Annotated in this window: 23 protein-coding genes; all 23 read left to right on the top strand. The window is 43.9% G+C overall.

The features are described from left to right. The 23 genes from hslV to fliP all read left to right on the top strand — a co-directional run bounded on the left by hslV (window position 1) and on the right by fliP (window position 18,168). The gene (hslV, locus tag E4663_RS07425; RefSeq protein WP_079480201.1) at window positions 1-543 is read left to right on the top strand and encodes an ATP-dependent protease subunit HslV; all 543 of its coding nucleotides are present in this window, start codon (window positions 1-3) and stop codon (window positions 541-543) included. Between the two features lie 11 nt (window positions 544-554). Beyond that, on the top strand, window positions 555-1,955 hold the full coding sequence (gene hslU, locus E4663_RS07420; RefSeq protein ID WP_079480200.1) for an HslU--HslV peptidase ATPase subunit: 1,401 nt from the start codon (window positions 555-557) through the stop codon (window positions 1,953-1,955). A 20-nt stretch (window positions 1,956-1,975) separates the two neighbouring features. After that, window positions 1,976-2,755 (top strand): GTP-sensing pleiotropic transcriptional regulator CodY, encoded by a 780-nt coding sequence (gene codY / locus E4663_RS07415; protein ID WP_079480199.1) that lies wholly within the window; start codon window positions 1,976-1,978, stop codon window positions 2,753-2,755. A 456-nt stretch (window positions 2,756-3,211) separates the two neighbouring features. Then, window positions 3,212-3,607, top strand: coding sequence for a flagellar basal body rod protein FlgB (gene flgB, locus E4663_RS07410; protein WP_135327130.1), 396 nt, complete (start codon window positions 3,212-3,214; stop codon window positions 3,605-3,607). A gap of 3 nt (window positions 3,608-3,610) precedes the next feature. Next, the gene (flgC, locus tag E4663_RS07405; protein WP_079480197.1) at window positions 3,611-4,066 is read left to right on the top strand and encodes a flagellar basal body rod protein FlgC; all 456 of its coding nucleotides are present in this window, start codon (window positions 3,611-3,613) and stop codon (window positions 4,064-4,066) included. A 61-nt stretch (window positions 4,067-4,127) separates the two neighbouring features. Beyond that, complete coding sequence (gene fliE / locus E4663_RS07400) at window positions 4,128-4,400, top strand: flagellar hook-basal body complex protein FliE (RefSeq protein WP_241657168.1); 273 nt, start codon at window positions 4,128-4,130, stop codon at window positions 4,398-4,400. A 63-nt stretch (window positions 4,401-4,463) separates the two neighbouring features. Beyond that, a complete protein-coding gene (gene fliF, locus E4663_RS07395; protein ID WP_135327129.1) occupies window positions 4,464-6,053 on the top strand; it encodes a flagellar basal-body MS-ring/collar protein FliF in 1,590 nt (529 codons plus the stop codon). A 12-nt stretch (window positions 6,054-6,065) separates the two neighbouring features. Beyond that, window positions 6,066-7,079, top strand: a complete 1,014-nt coding sequence (gene fliG / locus E4663_RS07390; RefSeq protein ID WP_079480194.1) for a flagellar motor switch protein FliG — start codon at window positions 6,066-6,068, stop codon at window positions 7,077-7,079. Then, window positions 7,072-7,821, top strand: coding sequence for a flagellar assembly protein FliH (gene fliH / locus E4663_RS07385; protein ID WP_158290445.1), 750 nt, complete (start codon window positions 7,072-7,074; stop codon window positions 7,819-7,821). Before fliG ends, fliH begins: the two co-directional genes overlap by 8 nt. Next, window positions 7,814-9,121, top strand: coding sequence for a flagellar protein export ATPase FliI (gene fliI / locus E4663_RS07380; RefSeq protein WP_135327127.1), 1,308 nt, complete (start codon window positions 7,814-7,816; stop codon window positions 9,119-9,121). Before fliH ends, fliI begins: the two co-directional genes overlap by 8 nt. 11 nt (window positions 9,122-9,132) lie before the next feature. After that, window positions 9,133-9,582, top strand: a complete 450-nt coding sequence (fliJ, locus tag E4663_RS07375) for a flagellar export protein FliJ (protein ID WP_135327126.1) — start codon at window positions 9,133-9,135, stop codon at window positions 9,580-9,582. 4 nt (window positions 9,583-9,586) lie between these two features. After that, window positions 9,587-10,168, top strand: a complete 582-nt coding sequence (locus tag E4663_RS07370; protein ID WP_079480190.1) for a MotE family protein — start codon at window positions 9,587-9,589, stop codon at window positions 10,166-10,168. A 32-nt stretch (window positions 10,169-10,200) separates the two neighbouring features. Further along, window positions 10,201-11,634, top strand: coding sequence for a flagellar hook-length control protein FliK (locus E4663_RS07365; RefSeq protein WP_135327125.1), 1,434 nt, complete (start codon window positions 10,201-10,203; stop codon window positions 11,632-11,634). 10 nt (window positions 11,635-11,644) lie between these two features. Beyond that, the gene (flgD, locus tag E4663_RS07360) at window positions 11,645-12,130 is read left to right on the top strand and encodes a flagellar hook assembly protein FlgD (RefSeq protein ID WP_135327124.1); all 486 of its coding nucleotides are present in this window, start codon (window positions 11,645-11,647) and stop codon (window positions 12,128-12,130) included. After that, window positions 12,123-12,494 (top strand): TIGR02530 family flagellar biosynthesis protein, encoded by a 372-nt coding sequence (locus tag E4663_RS07355; protein WP_135327123.1) that lies wholly within the window; start codon window positions 12,123-12,125, stop codon window positions 12,492-12,494. Before flgD ends, E4663_RS07355 begins: the two co-directional genes overlap by 8 nt. A 79-nt stretch (window positions 12,495-12,573) precedes the next feature. Then, window positions 12,574-13,527 (top strand): flagellar basal body rod protein FlgG, encoded by a 954-nt coding sequence (flgG, locus tag E4663_RS07350; protein ID WP_135327122.1) that lies wholly within the window; start codon window positions 12,574-12,576, stop codon window positions 13,525-13,527. Between the two features lie 52 nt (window positions 13,528-13,579). After that, window positions 13,580-13,792, top strand: a complete 213-nt coding sequence (locus E4663_RS07345) for a flagellar FlbD family protein (protein WP_079480186.1) — start codon at window positions 13,580-13,582, stop codon at window positions 13,790-13,792. Window positions 13,793-13,798: 6 nt separating this feature from the next. Beyond that, a complete protein-coding gene (fliL, locus tag E4663_RS07340; RefSeq protein WP_338323616.1) occupies window positions 13,799-14,212 on the top strand; it encodes a flagellar basal body-associated protein FliL in 414 nt (137 codons plus the stop codon). A gap of 31 nt (window positions 14,213-14,243) precedes the next feature. After that, window positions 14,244-15,245: a flagellar motor switch protein FliM gene (gene fliM, locus E4663_RS07335; protein ID WP_135327121.1), complete on the top strand. Its 1,002-nt coding sequence runs from the start codon at window positions 14,244-14,246 to the stop codon at window positions 15,243-15,245. Continuing rightward, window positions 15,235-16,455 carry a flagellar motor switch phosphatase FliY gene (fliY, locus tag E4663_RS07330; protein WP_135327120.1) on the top strand — a complete coding sequence of 407 codons (1,221 nt, stop codon included), beginning with the start codon at window positions 15,235-15,237 and terminating at the stop codon, window positions 16,453-16,455. Before fliM ends, fliY begins: the two co-directional genes overlap by 11 nt. A gap of 14 nt (window positions 16,456-16,469) precedes the next feature. Next, window positions 16,470-16,832 (top strand): response regulator, encoded by a 363-nt coding sequence (locus E4663_RS07325; protein ID WP_079480182.1) that lies wholly within the window; start codon window positions 16,470-16,472, stop codon window positions 16,830-16,832. Window positions 16,833-16,844: 12 nt separating this feature from the next. Then, window positions 16,845-17,510: a flagellar biosynthetic protein FliO gene (locus tag E4663_RS07320; protein ID WP_135327119.1), complete on the top strand. Its 666-nt coding sequence runs from the start codon at window positions 16,845-16,847 to the stop codon at window positions 17,508-17,510. After that, on the top strand, window positions 17,503-18,168 hold the full coding sequence (gene fliP / locus E4663_RS07315) for a flagellar type III secretion system pore protein FliP (RefSeq protein WP_135327118.1): 666 nt from the start codon (window positions 17,503-17,505) through the stop codon (window positions 18,166-18,168). Before E4663_RS07320 ends, fliP begins: the two co-directional genes overlap by 8 nt. Window positions 18,169-18,185: the final 17 nt, after the last annotated feature.

Genomic DNA, 18,185 nt, shown 5'->3' with positions numbered 1-18,185 from the left:
ATGGAACAATTTCACGCAACGACGATTTTTGCTGTACAGCACAACGGCCAGTGCGCCATGAGTGGTGATGGGCAGGTGACTCTTGGTAACCAAGTGGTCATGAAACATAAAGCGAAAAAAGTCCGCCGGTTATTCAATAATCAAGTTCTAGCGGGTTTTGCAGGATCAGTTGCAGATGCCTTTACGCTCTTTGAGAAATTTGAAGGTAAGCTTGAAGCTTTTGACGGGAATCTCGCCAGAGCCTCTGTTGAGCTTGCGAAAGAGTGGCGCAGTGATCGCGTGCTAAGGAAGCTTGAAGCTATGCTTATTGTAATGGATAAAGAGAAAATGTTTCTCGTCTCCGGTACAGGGGAAGTAATAGAACCGGATGATGGAATCCTTGCAATCGGGTCCGGTGGTAATTTTGCATTGAGTGCAGGTCGAGCATTGAAGCGTTATTCTCCAGATCAATCCGCAGAGCAGATCGCAAAGGCTGCTCTTGAGATAGCAGGAGAGATCTGTGTGTTTACCAATGACCAAATCGTTCTCGAGGTACTCGAGTAAGGAGGCGTACAATGTCACTTAATTTAACCCCTAAACAAATTGTAGAGAGACTTGATCAATATATAATTGGACAGAACAATGCGAAGAAATCGGTAGCGATTGCGCTCCGAAACCGTTACCGCCGTATGCAGTTGAATGATGAAATTCGGGATGAGATTGTTCCGAAAAACATTCTGATGATGGGTCCTACCGGTGTCGGGAAGACAGAGATCGCCCGCAGACTTGCTAAACTAGTCGGAGCCCCTTTTGTGAAAGTGGAGGCAACTAAGTTTACAGAAGTCGGTTATGTGGGGCGTGACGTGGAGTCCATGGTGCGCGACCTTGTCGAGATGTCCGTTCGGATGGTCAAGGAAGAGAAAATGGAATCAGTGAAGGACAAAGCAGAAGAACAAGCGAACAAACGCCTTGTGAAACTGCTTGTACCGTCGAAGAAGAAACAGGCAAACAACTTCAAGAACCCGCTTGAAATGTTCTTCAACCAAACGAACCAACAGGAAACCTCCGATTCCAACCAAGACCAAGAAGAAACAGAGATCGAGACCAAGCGCCGTCGCATTCGCCAACAACTGGATATGGGAGAACTTGAGGATCAGATGGTTACAGTAGAAGTAGAGGAATCCCAATCATCTATGTTTGATATGCTCCAAGGTTCGGGCATGGAACAGATGGGGATGAATATGCAAGATGCATTCAGCCAGTTTATGCCGAAAAACAAGAAAAAGCGTAAACTACCTGTATCAGAGGCCCGCAAAGTCCTAACACAAGAAGAGGCTGGCAAGCTTGTTGATATGGACGAAGTGGGGCAGGAAGCTGTCAACAAAGTAGAGCAGTCTGGTATGATCTTTATCGATGAGATAGACAAGGTAGCAGCAAAAGGAGAACAGCAAGGGAATGTTTCTCGTGAAGGCGTACAGCGTGATATCCTTCCGATTGTAGAAGGTTCCACTGTTGTCACTAAGTATGGCCCTGTTTCTACCGATCATGTCTTATTTATTGCTGCTGGTGCTTTCCATATGGCGAAGCCTTCGGATCTTATTCCAGAATTACAAGGGCGTTTCCCTATAAGGGTAGAGCTCAACAAATTGACTGTAGAAGACTTCAAGAACATTCTCATTGAGCCGTCTAATGCTCTTTTGAAACAATATAAGGCACTTTTAGAAGTCGAAGGTATAAAGGTTGAATTTTCTGACGATGCTATTACTAGACTCGCAGAAATAGCTCATGAAGTGAATCAGGAAACAGATAACATCGGAGCCCGTCGTTTGCATACGATTCTTGAGAAGCTTCTCGAAGATTTATCTTTCGAAGCTCCGGATGTCATGATGGAAACGATAGAGATCACACCTCAATACGTGGACAGCAAGCTATCTTCTATTGTTAAAAACAAAGATTTAAGTCGATTTATTCTTTAACTTTTGAGGAGGAAACTAACATGAAATTACTAGACCGTGCAAGAAACATTAACGCGATGCTGCAAAAAACAACCGGAAAATCCGTGGACTTTAACGATATGTCCGCAACACTACGTGATTCGATTGGCGCGAACACTTTCATCCTAAGTCGCCGAGGAAAGCTACTAGGCTTTGCTATCCGCCAGGAAATTGAGAACGAGCGTATGAAAGCAATGCTCTCAGAGCGTCAATTCCCACAAGAGTACACACAAAATCTATTCAATATTCAAGAGACAACACCTGACATTGATATCGACAGTGAATATACTGCTTTCCCTGTTGAGAACCGTGAGCTATTTGAAAATGGACTAACGACTATCGTACCAATCATCGGTGGCGGTCAACGTCTAGGTACTCTAATTTTGAGCCGATTAGACGGAAGCTTCCTAGATGACGATCTGTTGCTTGCTGAATACGGAGCGACTGTGGTTGGTATGGAAATCCTTCACGAGAAGACAGAGGAAATCGAGCAAGAAGCACGCAGTAAAGCGGTCGTTCAAATGGCGATCAGCTCCTTGTCTTACAGTGAGCTAGAAGCGATTGAACACATTTTCGAAGAGCTGGAAGGAAACGAGGGGCTGTTAGTAGCTAGTAAAATTGCAGACCGTGTCGGCATTACTCGTTCCGTTATCGTAAACGCTTTGCGTAAGCTTGAGAGTGCAGGTGTAATAGAATCACGCTCTCTAGGTATGAAGGGAACGTATATCAAAGTACTAAATAACAACTTCCTATTAGAACTTCAGAAGCTCCGTACAAACTAAGGAGCCTACTACAGCAACAGTCCACCGCATTGGTGGACTGTTGTTTTTTTTATTGCAAAATTTATCGTTTGTAACGGCATAAGAAAAAGCTCCCTCTGAAAGATTATTGGGAGCTTTTTTGTAATAGTTTCATAACAAGAGTAGTTGCGATCTAAGAGAGGGTCTTAGTGGGGGTGGCGACTTCTAATAAGAATATGTAAGTACAGCTTTTCATTCGACATACTTAGACCAATTCCCCTACCATTAGTCAGAAAACTATGACATAATAAGCTGTACAGACCATTCGTAGGATAAATGTAAACAAATTCCACAAAGTAGAGAATAAATCCCTAATTCGTTCGTACTGTTTGTAACACTATCGTAAAAATTCTGTAGATTTCGTAGACATGAGTATACAAAAATCCTTACAATGTAATTTGTAGGACTGCTGAAATTGTCGAATTTGAGGTGAAAAACTTGAATCTTTTCGGACAAACGTTCAGCGCATTAGAGAATGCGATGAACTACTCCACAGCCAAAAACCGTGCTATATCGAATAATATTGCTAATGTGGACACACCAGGTTATAAAGCGAAAGACGTCGTCTTTAAAGATGTATTACGTTCGGAAATGTCGTCTATAGATACAAAAAGAACGAATGCTAGACATATTGATTTTAAACAACATAACGGAGTATCCCCTTTCCAGACGATAACGAAACATAATACTACATATAATCACAACGGCAATAATGTCGATATCGACAAAGAAATGAACGAACTCGCTCAAAATCAGATCCAATACCAGGCATTGACTGATCGTTTGAGTAGTAAATTCCGCGGAATTGAATCCGTTCTCAAAGGAGGTAACTAATCTTTGAGTATCTTTAACGCAATGAACACAACCGCAAGCGCGTTGACTGCCCAGCGACTTCGCATGGACGTGGCGTCATCGAATATTGCCAATGCCAATACCACAAGAGCGACCGTGAACGAAAACGGGGAGTGGGTACCATACCAAAGGAAAATGGTTTCTTTTCAATCAAAAGAACAAGACTTCCGTTCGTATCTGCAAATGGCTTCGAACCAATCTTCAACACCTGGCCAAGGGGTCAAGGTGACGGAAATCGTTGATGACGATGAACCGTTCAAACAAGTTTTCAACCCTAATCACCCAGATGCAAACGGTGAAGGGTATGTACAGATGCCAAACGTTGATCCCCTTCAAGAGATGGTAGATATGATGAGTGCTACACGTTCTTATGAAGCGAACGTGACTTCTCTTAACGCCACGAAAAGTATGATGATGAAAGCATTAGAGATTGGAAGATAAAAAATAGGAGAGTTCATTTATGCCAGAAATCACTAATCAATTTATTCCAACGTCATTTCCAATGGATTCAACTGCGAAAACCTCAGCGTCAAAGGTGACACCAGGGGAAGCGCACGCAACTTTCGCCAACCAGTTAAAGAGCGCCATCGACGGAGTGAATAAATCTCAAGTACAATCCAACCAAATGACACAAGCGTTGGCTCGTGGTGAAGTGGACGATTTACATAATGTCATGATCACAGCACAAAAGGCCAGTATCACCATGCAAACCACTGTTGAGATTCAAAATAAAGTCGTGGAAGCTTATAAAGAAATTATGCGAATGCAAGTATAATCCATATACAATTCTATCGGTATTATACTATTCTCTTAAGTCGCGCTTTTTTTGGGGGCAATTATGAAAGAAAAATTATTAATTTATCAGCAAAGAATGAAATCATTCTGGAAGGATCGCAGCAAGATGCAAAAAGGGTTAATGGTAGGTTCGGGACTTGCCGTTATCCTTATCCTAGTCGTAGCTAGTATCTTTGCATCCAGTTCCAGAATGGTACCTCTATACAATAACCTGACACTACAGGAGGTAGGTCAGGTGAAAGCCGAGCTGGATACAAGGGGAGTACCCTACGAACTAACGGACGGCGGCACTACAATCAAAGTTCCTGAACCTCAGGCAGAGTCCTTGCTTGTTGACATGGCAGCATCAGGACTTCCCGACAGTGGCTCGATAGATTATAGCTTCTTCAGCGCAAATACTTCCTGGGGAATGACGGATAATGAGTTCGGGATGATCAAACTCGATGCGATGCAGAGTGAACTTGCAAGTCTGATGATGGGCATTACCGGAATACAAGATGCGCAAGTGATGATCAATTTACCAGAAGAACAAGTATTTCTCGATCCCGAATCCCAGCAGACAGCATCTGCATCTATCGTACTAGGTGTCCAGCCAGGATATCAGCTCGAAAATCAACAAATAGAAGCCCTTTATAACTTAGCTTCAAAGTCCGTTCCAAATCTTTCTAAAGATAATATCGTCATAATGGATCAAAATTTTCAGTATTATGACACAGAAAATTCAAATCCTTCTCAATCCGGAGACCTTTATACATATCAGCAACAAGTTAAGCAAGATATTGAACGGGATATTAAGCAACGTGTTCAGCGCATGTTAGGTCAAATGATTGGTCAACAGAAAGTCATCGCCACTGTGACAGCGGATATCGATTTCACTCAGGAAACGAGACAGGAAGAACTTGTAGAACCGGTTGATCCCGAAAGTATGTCTGGACTGCCTGTTAGCGTCGAAAGAATCGAAGAGACATATGAAGGCGGTATGCCAGAGGACGGAGGCGTACCAGGCGCCGGCGATGAAGACGTCACGAATTACCCAGCCGGTGTGAACGGGTCAAACGGAGACTATGAAATGACTCGTGAAACCATTAACAATGAATTCAACCGAATTCGACGTAACATCGAAGAAGCTCCTTACAAAGTGCGTGACCTAGGTATTCAAGTAGCGATCGACAACACCAAAGCAGGAGAAAATGGGGATGAAGTGACACTGACTCAGCAAGAACAGCAGACAGTAGAAGACAGTGTGCAATCTATTCTCGACTCTATGATTACAACTTCTATTAACGGAAGTTATGGAGAGGTCGATCCCGAAGAGAAAGTGTCGATTGTGTTCCAAGAGTTCAACGGGCAGATCGAAACGCAACAACCAGGTTTCAGCATTCCTATGTGGGCTTACGCAATAGCTGCGGTAATAGCAGCTGTCATCGGAGTACTCATATGGATGCTTGTTCGCAGGAGAGGTTCAGAAGAAGAAGTATATGAAGAAACGTTCGAGCGGGTTCCGGAAGAGATACCTGCTATTGAAGAAAAGTTTGATGAATCTACGCAACGAAGAAAACAACTCGAAAAAATGGCGCAGGAAAAACCAGAGGAATTCGCAAAATTATTGCGATCATGGATTGCAGAAGATTAAGGGGGTCCCTGTATGGCCGTGAAGAAATCGGAATTAACGGGCAGGCAGAAGGCCGCTGTTCTGTTAATTTCCCTTGGGCCGGATGTAGCTGCCCAAGTGTATAAACATTTGAACGAAGAAGAAATCGAACAGCTTACTTTAGAGATCTCTTCTGTACAGAAGGTTAAATCGAAAGAGAAAGAGGAGATCCTAGAACAGTTCCACCAAATCGCATTAGCACAGGATTATATTTCCCAAGGCGGAATAGGCTATGCGAAGACAATATTAGAAAAGGCTCTTGGTGATGAGGGCGCGGCGAATATTATCGGCCGTCTCACATCTTCCCTTCAAGTCAAACCTTTCGATTTCGCTCGAAAGGCGGACCCGAGCCAAATCTTGAACTTTATCCAGAATGAACATCCTCAGACGATTGCACTCGTCTTATCTTATCTCGATGCAGCTCAGTCGGGACAAATATTATCCGAGTTACCACAAGAGTTGCAAGCGGATGTAGCGAGAAGGATAGCAACAATGGATTCGACTTCACCTGAAGTGATCAGCCAAGTGGAGCAAATTCTTGAGAAGAAACTTTCCACTACAGTGACGCAGGATTATACCGAAACCGGAGGCATTCAAGCTGTAGTCGAAGTCTTGAACGGTGTGGACCGAAGCACGGAGCGAACCATACTGGATTCACTGGAAATCCAAGACCCAGAGCTAGCAGAAGAAATCAAGAAGCGTATGTTTGTGTTCGAAGACATTGTTACACTGGATAACCGTGCTATTCAACGCGTCATACGTGAAGTGGAAAATGAAGATCTGCGTCTTTCCCTTAAGATTTCGAGTGATGAAGTCAAAGAATTGGTATTCAGCAATATGTCGAACCGTATGGCAGAGACGTTTAAGGAAGAGATGGAATTCATGGGTCCTGTCCGATTGCGCGATGTTGAGGAAGCGCAAACACGTGTCGTTTCGGCAATTCGTCGCCTTGAAGACGTAGGCGAAATAGTCGTTGCCCGTGGCGGAGGAGATGACATCATTGTCTAATCGAGTTATAAAGATCAAACCGATTCTCTCTCCGAATGAAGAGGTAGAACATGAAGGCCACGGGCAAAGCAGCCTCGCACAACAGAAACAAGAAGAAGCTCTTCTGAAACTAGAAGAAGCAGAGAAGACAAAAGCAGCTGCCCATGAAGAGGCGGAACAAATGAGGCAAGCTCTCAAAGTGGAGATGGAAGAAGCGAGACAGGGATGGGCTTCGGAACGTGAAGCTCTCATTGAATCAGCAAAGCAGGAAGGTTATCGAGAGGGTCTTGAGCAAGGCTTAGAAGATGCCAAAATGCAATTTGAAGAGAAGCTGAATCAAGCCAACGAAATTATCGACCAAGCCAATGCTTCTTTTCATCAAACCGTCAGGTCTAGTGAAGAAACCATTATCGAACTGGCTCTAGTCAGTGCAGAGAGAATTATTGGTTATGAATTAGACCAGAAGGATGAAGCGTTTGTAGAAGTCGTGAAAAGGGCGATTCGGGAAGTGCGGGATCAACCGGAAATTACGGTGACAGTCCATCCGGACCAGTATCACCACGTCTTTTCACAGCAAGATGAGTTGCAACGAATCACCCATTCGAGAGCAGACCTCTCTATTTACGTACGAGACGATGTCGATCCTCATGCTTGCCTGATCGAATCTCCATTCGGTCTCATTAATGCTGGTGTCGATCAACAGTTGAGTGAGTTGCGCCAAACGTTATTTGAAGTCGTGAATGAGGAATTGGGAAATGAATAAACAAACCTACTTACAAGCGATCAATCGCACCAATACGTTGAAAAGATACGGAAAGATCCACAGAGTAGTCGGGTTGATGGTGGAATCCAAAGGACCGGACGCATCTATTGGCGATGTTTGTCACATCTATCCGTTATCAGAAGGGGAAGAACCGATTGCGGCAGAAGTAGTCGGATTTCATAGTGAAAACATCTTGCTTATGCCTTATAAAGAGATGAGAGACATCAGCCCTGGAAGTTTGGTTGAAGCAACTGGGCAACCTTTGAAGGTGAGAACAGGCAAGGGACTGATCGGTCAAGTGCTTGATGCAACAGGTCACCCACTAGATGGAAGTCCACTCCCGAAAGGTTTGAAGGTGTATCCGACAGAACAGGAGCCGCCAAACCCTATGTCCCGCCCGACAATCAAAGAACCGATCCAAGTCGGTGTAAGAACTATTGATTCATTACTCACGGTAGGAAAAGGCCAGCGAGTAGGTATCTTCGCTGGTAGTGGAGTCGGGAAAAGTACATTGATGGGTATGATCTCTAGGAATAGTTCCGCAGATATCAATGTGATCGCTCTTATCGGAGAGCGTGGTCGTGAGGTGCGAGAATTCATTGAAAACGATCTTGGTGAAGAAGGACTCAAGCGTTCTATAGTCATTGTGGCGACTTCTGACCAACCGGCATTGATGAGGGTTAAGGGGGCTTATACGGCAACCGCCATCGCTGAGTTCTTCCGTGATCTCGGATATAACGTCAACTTACTGATGGATTCGGTTACCAGGTTTGCCATGGCGCAGCGGGAGATTGGTCTAGCTACAGGAGAACCTCCAACGACGAAAGGTTATACACCATCGGTATTCGCAATGCTACCTAAACTATTAGAGCGGACCGGTACTTCCAGCAAGGGAACGATAACTGCTTTTTACACAGTTCTAGTGGATGGAGACGATTTGAATGAACCAGTTTCAGATACGGTTCGAGGCATCTTGGACGGGCACTTCGTACTGGATCGACGGCTTGCAGAGCAAGGACAGTTCCCTGCAATTAACACATTGAAGTCGATCAGCCGAGTCATGAAGCAGATTGTTTCAGAGGAACATAAAGAAGCAGCAGAGCAATTGAGGGCGCATCTTGCAACGTATGAAGAAAACAGTGAGCTTATCCAAATCGGTGCCTATAAAAAAGGAAGCAGCCGTGAAGTCGATCAAGCGATTCATTACCACCCTTCAATCATCCAATTTCTCAAGCAAGGCGTTCACGAACCCTCAAGTTTTGAGCAATCTACGGAGATGCTGAATCAATTATTGACTTAGGAGGGAAAGGCTTGGCTCGTTTAGAAACGTTCTACAAAATAAAAAACTTAAGAGACAGAGAAAAGCAGGACCATCAGAAGAGGTATCAGCTTGCTGTCGAAGCCTTTGAAGAAAAAGCCACCTTGTTATATGACATGTTGAAGAAGAAAGAACATGCGGAACAGGCTTTTGAAGACCAATTAGATCAAGGTTCAGTCCAAGCAGACTTGTTCATTCAACATCAGAACTACATAATGAAATTGGATGAGAAAATAAACGAATTGTATCCGGAAGTGAATCAAGCAAGAAACCAAATGAACCAAAAACAGACTCGCTTGACGAACGCTCATGTGGAAGTGAAGAAATTCGAGAAAATTATCGAGCGTAAAATGGAGAAACAGTCTCAGTGGCTGAAAGAAGAAGAGCATAAATTCATGGACGAATTGTCCATGCAACAATATTTAAATTTCCAGAATAGGTGATCAAATGGCAAAGAGCGAACAGGCTAAACACGGTGGAAATAAACTGCAGTGGTTTTTCTTCGTCATTGTCATCCCTGTTGTGTTTGCCATTACCTTAGCATTAGCGATCTTCACTTTACTCGGAATCAATGTATTCGAGCAAGCAGAAAAATACGCCAATCAAGTACCAGGATTATCTCAAATGGTGACAACAGAAGATGAGAAAGTAATAGAAGGGCAGACGAGTGAACTCGAGGCAACCATCGCGAACAATAACGCTCAAATCGAACAGTTGGAACAAGAAGTCAGCGGCAAAGACGCAACGATAGACGATCTTAATCTCCAAATCGAGAAGTTAGAGAAAGAGCTTGAATCATCAAAAGAGGCAAAAGAAGATACTAGCGAGCAGGTCAGTGACCTCGCGACTTCATTCCAAGGAATGGATGCAGAACAAGCCGCTCCGATCCTTTCGAACATGAGCGAGGCGCTAGCGATTGATGTACTTCAAGAAATTTCAAGTGAAGAAAGAGGAGAAATTTTAGGAGCAATGGATCCTGAAGTGGCAGCTAGTTTAGCGAGCTCATTCCTAGGGAGTCCATCACCCTGAAACTCTAAGACTTTGAAAGGAGGTGAGAATAAATGAACAGCGTGATGGCATTATTAACCCAATCTTCTCCCAGTAAAACGTCTTTGTCTCCCTCAAATGGCGGCCAAGCTGGTGAGTTTCAACGTTTGTTATCAAACCTTGCATCAACAGGGAAGGGAGAAGAGGATGGGATAACTCTATCGCCAAAAAAGGTCGAACAACTTCTTGAAAAGGTGAAGAGTATTCTGAAAGGGCTCGAGGCTGAGTTAGATGGGATTAACTTGAAAGAACTCCTGACAAATGGTGAAGAAGGAATAACGGTTAATCAATTGTTCCGTGAACTGGAGGATAATTTATTATCAGACGATCTATCCGTCCAGATGGAAGGTTTGAATAATCTGAGCGTTATAGTATCTGATCTGTCTGATGTTGGAATCGATAATTCAAAGCTAAAACAAGTTGAAAATCATGTCGCAGAGCTCATGACACGTTTCGCAGCAGTTATTTCTAAAACGACAAGTCAAAAAAATAGTCCTGCAATAATGGTAGATACCAAAGTCATGAGAATGAATTCTTCTCAGCAAGTGAACTTACATGCCGATCAACAACAAGCACAGCAGCAATTACATACTTTATGGCAGAAGTTCAAAGAGCTAACAGGTTCCGTAGGGCAAACAGATAATAAAGAAGCGATCGAGCTTAAAACAGCCTTAGCAATCAAACAGGTAATGCAAGACATTTCCAAAGTGCTGAAGGCTCATCCTGTTCAAGGGAAAGAATGGATGGCGCAACTAACAAAGCAAGGATCTGAATTTCAGCAGCAATTGTTCAAGAATCTAGCACAGCCTTTCTTGAACAGACAGAACCTTCCGTCTTCTTATCATCAACAAGTGCCAGTAAAAGCAAAAGACATCGCCAAGTGGATTTCGCAATTTGTAGAACAAGAATCTTCTCATCAGAAGAATTCCGTTTCGCAGACTGGATATGCACCTTCTCAAACGACTATGTCCAAAGTGGAACAGTTCGTAGTCCATGTTAACCAGAATCAATCTCAGGCTGCTAAACAACAGCAGTTCATACAAGAACTTGAACGCGTCTTCCAATCCAGTAAAATGTTTGCTAACCGTGCAGGCGGGATGGAGATGCAACTTAAGTTAAAACCCGCAAACATGGGGGATATGCTGATTCGCATGGTACAGATGAATGGAGAAATGGCAGTGAAGATCCTCGTCAGCTCCCAAGCAGCCAAGGATATGCTTGACGGGAACATGAATCAACTTCGCCATATGTTCTCTCCACAACAAGTCATTGTCGAGAAGCAGGAGAACATGCAGGCTCAGCAGACCTTCTTCCAGGATGCGAATATGAAAGAGGACGACCAAGGTAATCAAAGAGAACAAGGTAATGCTGATGAACAACATTCTCTAGAGGAAGAGAATGAAGAAGAATGGACGTTCAAAGAAATACTAATGAATGAGAAAGTGTAGGTGACGGGACATGCCGACAATTGATCCGTCTTTCTATTTAAAGAACCAACAGACCCGTGGCACCGGTAGTAGTTCACTTGGAAAAGACGATTTTCTAAAGATATTAATGGCTCAAATTCAAAACCAGAACCCGCTTGATCCAATGAAAGACAAAGAATTCATTTCCCAGATGACCCAATTCTCTAGTCTGGAGCAAATGACGAACATGTCGCAATCTTTCCAAAGCTTCACAGAATCTCAAAGTCTACCACCTGTCATTCAATACAGTCATTTGATTGGGAAAGAAGTTTCTTACCCTGTGATAGATGAGGAGACGGGATACGTCAATAGCATGGAGTCGGGTGTCGTGAAGTCGGTCAGTCAGAAACAAGGCGACACGCTTTTGGAACTTGAGAATGGGTCTATGATTCATGTGATGGATGTTCAGAAGGTAAGTGAGGAGTTTGAAGACGAACAAACTGGTGGAGAGAGTTCCTCTAATGAAGCTGATGTCTAAAATTCAGCCTCGTGCGCATCAGCTACTCCAGCCGTTTCCACCTAGCAAGAAGACAGCGGAAACGAAACAAGCACAAGCTTCCTTTAAAACGGTTTTCGAACAAGCTAATGAGCTGAAAGTTAGTAAACATGCAGCCCAGCGGCTTAATGAACGCAATATTCAAATTGATGATAAACAATGGGAGAAGATCTCAAACAAGATGACCGAAGCAAAACAAAAAGGCATAACAGACTCATTGGTCATCACAGACCAAGCAGCGCTCGTCGTGAGTACGAAGAACCATGCCGTTGTTACGGCTATGGGGAGACAAGAAGCAAATGCAAAGATATTCACGAATATCAACGGAACGATTCTTATGGATTAGGCTGGACCCAGAAGGGAAGCCGAACAGCCCGCTGACCGATCGAAGCGGCTGACTTCATTCACTTGAAAGGAATGGTTATATGCTACGTTCAATGTACTCAGGAATTGCTGGAATGAAAGGGTTCCAAACAAAGTTAGATACAATTGGAAACAATATCGCGAACGTAAACACCTACGGTTACAAGAAGGGGCGCGTGACGTTTCAGGATATGATGAGCCAGACGATGTCCGGCGCTCAAGGTCCAACCGCTGATTTGCAAGGCGGCGGGGCTGGGACCCTACGCGGAGGGTTAAACCCTTCTCAAGTTGGGCTTGGTTCTCAAATAGGCTCCATAGACACGATTCATACCCAAGGAAACCGCCAGACGACAAATCGACCGCTGGATCTCGCCTTAGAAGGCGATGGCATGTTCGTACTGGCAGAAGGAACAGACGGGAATACCATTGACACAGAAAACACATTTGGTGCTGATATGAGTGGACTTAATTTGAGCTTCAGCAGAGCAGGTAACTTCTATTTAGACAATGACGGCGCCATCGTGAATAACAGTGGTCAGTATTTAGTAGGTGAACCGTACGATACTACCTCAACTGGAGCTACAAATCCTGCAAAAGGTCAAGCAGGAGTGCTCACGATTCCAACGGATGCACAAAGCTTCAGCATCCAGACCGATGGAACAGTGAATTACATCGATAATCAAGGGCGTTCGAAAGTAGCCGGTCAGATCCGATTAGCTCAATTCTCCAACAATAGCGGACTTCAAAAAAATGGCGCGAACACTTTCTTGAATACGAATAACGCTGGAGTGTCTACTAACAATGACGATGGTGTATTCGATAACTTGAACGATATGGTCGTCCCTGGCCAAGGTGGAACTGGAAATATGGTTTCAGGTGCCCTTGAAATGTCGAACGTCGATCTTGCGGAATCCTTTACCGAAATGATTACGGCACAGCGCGGTTTCCAGGCGAACACCAGAATCATTACAACTTCTGATGAAATCCTTCAAGAGCTCGTAAACCTTAAACGATAAGCTAAAAAAGGAGGGAGGAAGGTTTTCTAACTAGAGAACCTTCCCAATCACTATGATTTCACTGACACGCTTAAACGGGGAAACGTTTACGTTCAATGCGATATACATAGAACAATTACAATCCAACCCAGATACAACGATCACTACAACCCAAGGAAGGAAATTTGTAGTGAAGGAACCAGAAGAAGTTGTCATCAAACGAACAAAGAAGTTTTACAGGGAATTAGGGTTGTTACGAATTGTCGATCGAAAAGAGGATGATTGAATGAATATGTTTAAAACCATGGTCATTATTTTAGGAACGCTTACCGTCATCGGAGTCGTTGCATTAATCCTTGTATTTAACTTGAACGGTGAGCCGGAAGAGGCAAATGGAGAGCGCTCCATCGATGAGATAAGAGAGTCGTCCCTCATGACAGAAGAAATCACAACCGATCTTGAGGACGGGGACTTCATCCGAATCCGTTTTCGGATTGTGACAGACGGTAAGGATGCACTCGAAGAATTAGAGAAGCGTGATTTCCAGATGCAGAATGTTCTCATTAAAGAACTAGCAACGATGGAAGGGAAGGCCTTTCAGTCAGGCTTATCCAATTTAGAGGAAACAATCAAACTGAAGCTGAACAAACTCATGGAAGAGGGAGAAGTCACGAACGTCTATACCGTAGATAAGGTGCTTCAATAGCCTGACATAGTCAAATCAAGGGGGTGAGGTATTGGCAGATGAAGTTCTCTCGCAGAATGAAATAGACTCCCTCTTATCTGCATTATCAACCGGTGAAATGAATGCCGAAGAATTGAAGAATGAAGAAAAAGAGAAAAAGGTGCGTGTATATGATTTCAAGCGCGCCCTCCGGTTTTCGAAAGACCAAATTCGAAGTCTCGCAAGAATACATGAAAACTTTTCGAGGTTGTTGACCACCTATTTTTCTGCTCAACTAAGGACCTACGTAAACATCGAGGTGGCCTCGGTTGATCAGCTTCCTTACGAAGAGTTCATCCGTTCGATTCCTACGATGACGATTTTGAACATATTCAGCGTTCCGCCTCTAGAGGGACGCATCTTAATGGAATCGAATCCGAACATCGCTTATGCGATGCTCGATCGTGTCTTGGGCGGTCGTGGAAGCAGTGTCAACAAAGTTGATAATCTGACGGAAATTGAAACGACCATCATGTCCCATTTGTTTGAGCGCTCTCTAGAAAACTATCAGGAGGCATGGGGATCTATCGTAGACATTGACCCTATTCTAGAGGAATTTGAGGTCAATCCTCAATTCTTACAAATGGTATCTCCTAATGAAACAGTAGTTGTCGTTTCCCTGAACACGACGATCGGAGAGACAAGCGGCATGATCAACATCTGTATTCCTCATGTTGTACTCGAACCGATCATCCCTAAACTTTCTGTTCATTACTGGATGCAGACCCAGCAACCGAAAGAACGGAATGAAGAGGAAGTCAATGCCCTCTCTAAGACCATTCGCGGAGCAGAGGTTGATGTCAGAGCCATGTTAGGAGAGGCGGATATGTCGATTGAACAATTCTTGGGGTTGAAACAAGACGATGTCATTCGACTCGATCAGCCGATTGATCAGCCGATGCGGATGAAAGTGGACGATGAAGAGAAGTTTTACATTCAACCAGGAAAAATGAAGAATCATCTGGCTGTTCAAATCATTGAAGAGCTAAGAGAGGAGGCCCTAGATGATGAATGATGATATGTTATCTCAAGATGAGATAGATGCGCTATTAAACGGGACAGATGACGATGAAGAAATGGACGAACAACCTACTGGCAGGGTAGAAGATCATATCACAAACTTAGAAGAGGATGCACTTGGTGAGATAGGAAACATATCGTTCGGCAGTTCTGCCACAGCATTATCTTCTCTGCTCAATCAAAAGGTGGACATCACAACACCACAAATCTCTGTTGTGAAGCGAGCGGATTTGCAAAAAGAGTTTCCTAAACCTCACGTAGCAATCGGTGTAACCTATACCTATGGATTCACGGGAGAGAACGTACTGGTTATCGCATCGAAGGATGCTGCCATTATCGCAGATCTAATGCTTGGAGGAGATGGTACGTCACCTGATGACCACTTGAATGAGATTGCATTGAGTGCCGTTCAAGAAGCAATGAACCAAATGATGGGCTCTGCTGCAACGAGCATGTCGACCATTTTCAATAAGAAAGTGGACATTTCTCCGCCGACGATAGATGTACTAGATTTGGAGGAAAATCAAGGGACTGAACAAATTCCCGATGATGAAGTGTTAGTGAACGTTTCCTTCCAACTGCAAGTCGGTAATTTGATCGATTCGAATATCATGCAACTGCTGCCGATGGGATTTGCAAAAGAACTAGTGGATCAACTATTGAATCCGGAAGAGCCAGCACAAGAAGAAGCACCAGGCGAACAAGCTCAACCTTCACCACAGCCTAATGAGAGAGCACCAGAACAAGGGAGCGCTGCTTCACCTGATCAGACAATACCTGAGCAACCCATCCAGCAAGAGCCTGTTCAACAGACTGCAAGTCAGCAATCGTTCCAACAACAACCTCAATTCGTCGGGGGACCGCAAGGCAAAGATGTACAAGATGCTTCCATTCAATCGGCAGAATTTCAGAATTTCGAACCGGTCCAGCTAAGTAACAATGAGCATAAGAACTTGGACATGTTGATGGATATCCCGCTGAAAGTAACCGTCGAGCTCGGGCGGACCAAGCGTACGATTAAAGAAATACTAGAGTTGTCTGCTGGGTCTGTCATTGAGCTTGATAAATTAGCAGGCGAACCAGTTGATATACATGTTAATGAAAAATTGATGGCGAAAGGGGAAGTTGTCGTCATAGACGAGAACTTCGGGGTCAGAGTGACCGATATCCTAAGTCCTAAAGATCGACTAAGTAAATTACGATAGGGGAGGAATACAAGATGGGACAAAGTATTTTAATTGTGGATGATGCAGCTTTCATGAGAATGATGGTGAAAGATATTTTAACGAAGAATGGCTACGAAATTGCCGGGGAAGCGGAAGACGGTAAGAAAGCAGTAGAAATGTATAAAGAGCACCAACCGGATCTTGTAACTATGGATATCACGATGCCTGAGATGGACGGTATTGCTGCCTTGAAGGAAATCAAATCAGAGAACCCGAATGCAAAAGTCATTATGTGCTCGGCAATGGGTCAACAGGCGATGGTAGTGGATGCGATCCAAGCTGGTGCAAAGGACTTCATCGTAAAACCCTTCCAGGCAGACCGCGTCATCGAAGCAATACAAAAAGCATTAAGTTAAAGAGGGTTTCTTATGAGTCGAACGGCTAAAATCATACTATTAATCATGACAACATGTTTGCTCTTTCCAGCCGTCACCTATGCATCACCGACTGTCATTGAATGTTCAAACAACCCTGAGTTAGAAGGATGCGCTTCGTTTGCTCCTGCAGGTGATTCGAAAGAATCACCTGCAGACGGGGAAGCAGAGAACATGACTGGATCGGATGCATCATTAGTTGGGACGATTATCAAATTAATATTCGTTCTCATTCTAATATTAGGTTTGATTTACGGACTGCTTAAGTTCTTCAATAAAAAAAATAAACTTTTCAGCCGGAACCGGACGATGGAAAACCTGGGCGGGATGAACTTGGCACCGAATCGATCTGTTCAAGCAGTTAGGATCGGGGAGCAGGTTTTCATTTTGGGGGTAGGTGACGACGTCCAATTAGTGACAGAGGTAACAGATGAGAATACGAAAACTTCTCTTCTCGACCGTGAACAACTAGGACAGGCACAACCTTTCAAAGTGGGACGCATCATGGATAAGTTCAGGCAGACGGAGAAGTCGAACGATCAAACCGCATCTTCTTCTACCGTCCAGTTCCAAAAGCTTTTTGAAAACCAACTCAACGAGATGAAGCAAAAGACGAAGAAAGTCAGACGGCAGAAGCAGGAGGGTTCAGACGATGAATGAATTTATAGATATCTTCTCGAATTCTGATCCTGAAAGTATTTCAACTTCTGTCAAACTGCTCCTCTTACTGACCATACTTTCTGTGGCACCAGGTCTCTTAATATTAATGACTAGTTTCACTAGAATCATCATAGTATTGTCGTTCGTAAGGACATCGCTGGCTACACAACAGATGCCGCCGAACCAAGTGCTGATTGGAATTGCTTTGTTCTTAACTTTTTTTGTGATGGCGCCTACTTTTCAAGAAGTGAACGATCAAGCGTTGACGCCGCTATTCAACAATGAAATCACGTTGGACGTAGCGTACGAAGAAGCAAGCGTTCCGATGAAAGAGTTCATGGGTAAGCACACCAGACAGAAAGACTTGGAATTGTTTATGGGTTATTCCGAAATGGAGAGGCCGGAGACGATACAGGATGTACCACTTACCACATTGGTTCCAGCTTTCGCGATCAGTGAACTGAAAACAGCTTTCCAGATGGGATTCATGATTTTCGTACCGTTTCTTGTAATAGACATGGCCGTTGCAAGTGTATTGATGTCCATGGGTATGATGATGTTACCACCAGTCATGATCTCCCTTCCATTCAAAATTCTTCTGTTTGTGTTAGTGGATGGCTGGTATTTAATTTCAAAGTCTCTGCTCGAAGGGTTTTAACATAGGAGGTCATGCAC

Origin of the sequence: Halobacillus salinus (genome assembly GCF_004684905.1) — a bacterium.
In the GTDB taxonomy this organism is placed as follows: domain Bacteria; phylum Bacillota; class Bacilli; order Bacillales; family Halobacillaceae; genus Halobacillus; species Halobacillus salinus.
This window is presented reverse-complemented; position numbering and strand designations above follow the sequence as displayed.

What these genes read in the sequence shown, in the direction of transcription:
- hslV (WP_079480201.1), top strand. Translation starts at nt 1, where the DNA reads ATGGAACAATTTCACGCAACGACGATTTTTGCTGTACAGCACAACGGC.
- hslU (WP_079480200.1), top strand. Translation starts at nt 555, where the DNA reads ATGTCACTTAATTTAACCCCTAAACAAATTGTAGAGAGACTTGATCAA.
- codY (WP_079480199.1), top strand. Translation starts at nt 1,976, where the DNA reads ATGAAATTACTAGACCGTGCAAGAAACATTAACGCGATGCTGCAAAAA.
- fliE (WP_241657168.1), top strand. Translation starts at nt 4,128, where the DNA reads ATGGATTCAACTGCGAAAACCTCAGCGTCAAAGGTGACACCAGGGGAA.
- fliF (WP_135327129.1), top strand. Translation starts at nt 4,464, where the DNA reads ATGAAAGAAAAATTATTAATTTATCAGCAAAGAATGAAATCATTCTGG.
- fliG (WP_079480194.1), top strand. Translation starts at nt 6,066, where the DNA reads ATGGCCGTGAAGAAATCGGAATTAACGGGCAGGCAGAAGGCCGCTGTT.
- fliI (WP_135327127.1), top strand. Translation starts at nt 7,814, where the DNA reads ATGAATAAACAAACCTACTTACAAGCGATCAATCGCACCAATACGTTG.
- E4663_RS07370 (WP_079480190.1), top strand. Translation starts at nt 9,587, where the DNA reads ATGGCAAAGAGCGAACAGGCTAAACACGGTGGAAATAAACTGCAGTGG.
- E4663_RS07365 (WP_135327125.1), top strand. Translation starts at nt 10,201, where the DNA reads ATGAACAGCGTGATGGCATTATTAACCCAATCTTCTCCCAGTAAAACG.
- flgD (WP_135327124.1), top strand. Translation starts at nt 11,645, where the DNA reads ATGCCGACAATTGATCCGTCTTTCTATTTAAAGAACCAACAGACCCGT.
- E4663_RS07355 (WP_135327123.1), top strand. Translation starts at nt 12,123, where the DNA reads ATGTCTAAAATTCAGCCTCGTGCGCATCAGCTACTCCAGCCGTTTCCA.
- flgG (WP_135327122.1), top strand. Translation starts at nt 12,574, where the DNA reads ATGCTACGTTCAATGTACTCAGGAATTGCTGGAATGAAAGGGTTCCAA.
- E4663_RS07345 (WP_079480186.1), top strand. Translation starts at nt 13,580, where the DNA reads ATGATTTCACTGACACGCTTAAACGGGGAAACGTTTACGTTCAATGCG.
- fliL (WP_338323616.1), top strand. Translation starts at nt 13,799, where the DNA reads ATGTTTAAAACCATGGTCATTATTTTAGGAACGCTTACCGTCATCGGA.
- fliY (WP_135327120.1), top strand. Translation starts at nt 15,235, where the DNA reads ATGATGAATGATGATATGTTATCTCAAGATGAGATAGATGCGCTATTA.
- E4663_RS07325 (WP_079480182.1), top strand. Translation starts at nt 16,470, where the DNA reads ATGGGACAAAGTATTTTAATTGTGGATGATGCAGCTTTCATGAGAATG.
- E4663_RS07320 (WP_135327119.1), top strand. Translation starts at nt 16,845, where the DNA reads ATGAGTCGAACGGCTAAAATCATACTATTAATCATGACAACATGTTTG.
- fliP (WP_135327118.1), top strand. Translation starts at nt 17,503, where the DNA reads ATGAATGAATTTATAGATATCTTCTCGAATTCTGATCCTGAAAGTATT.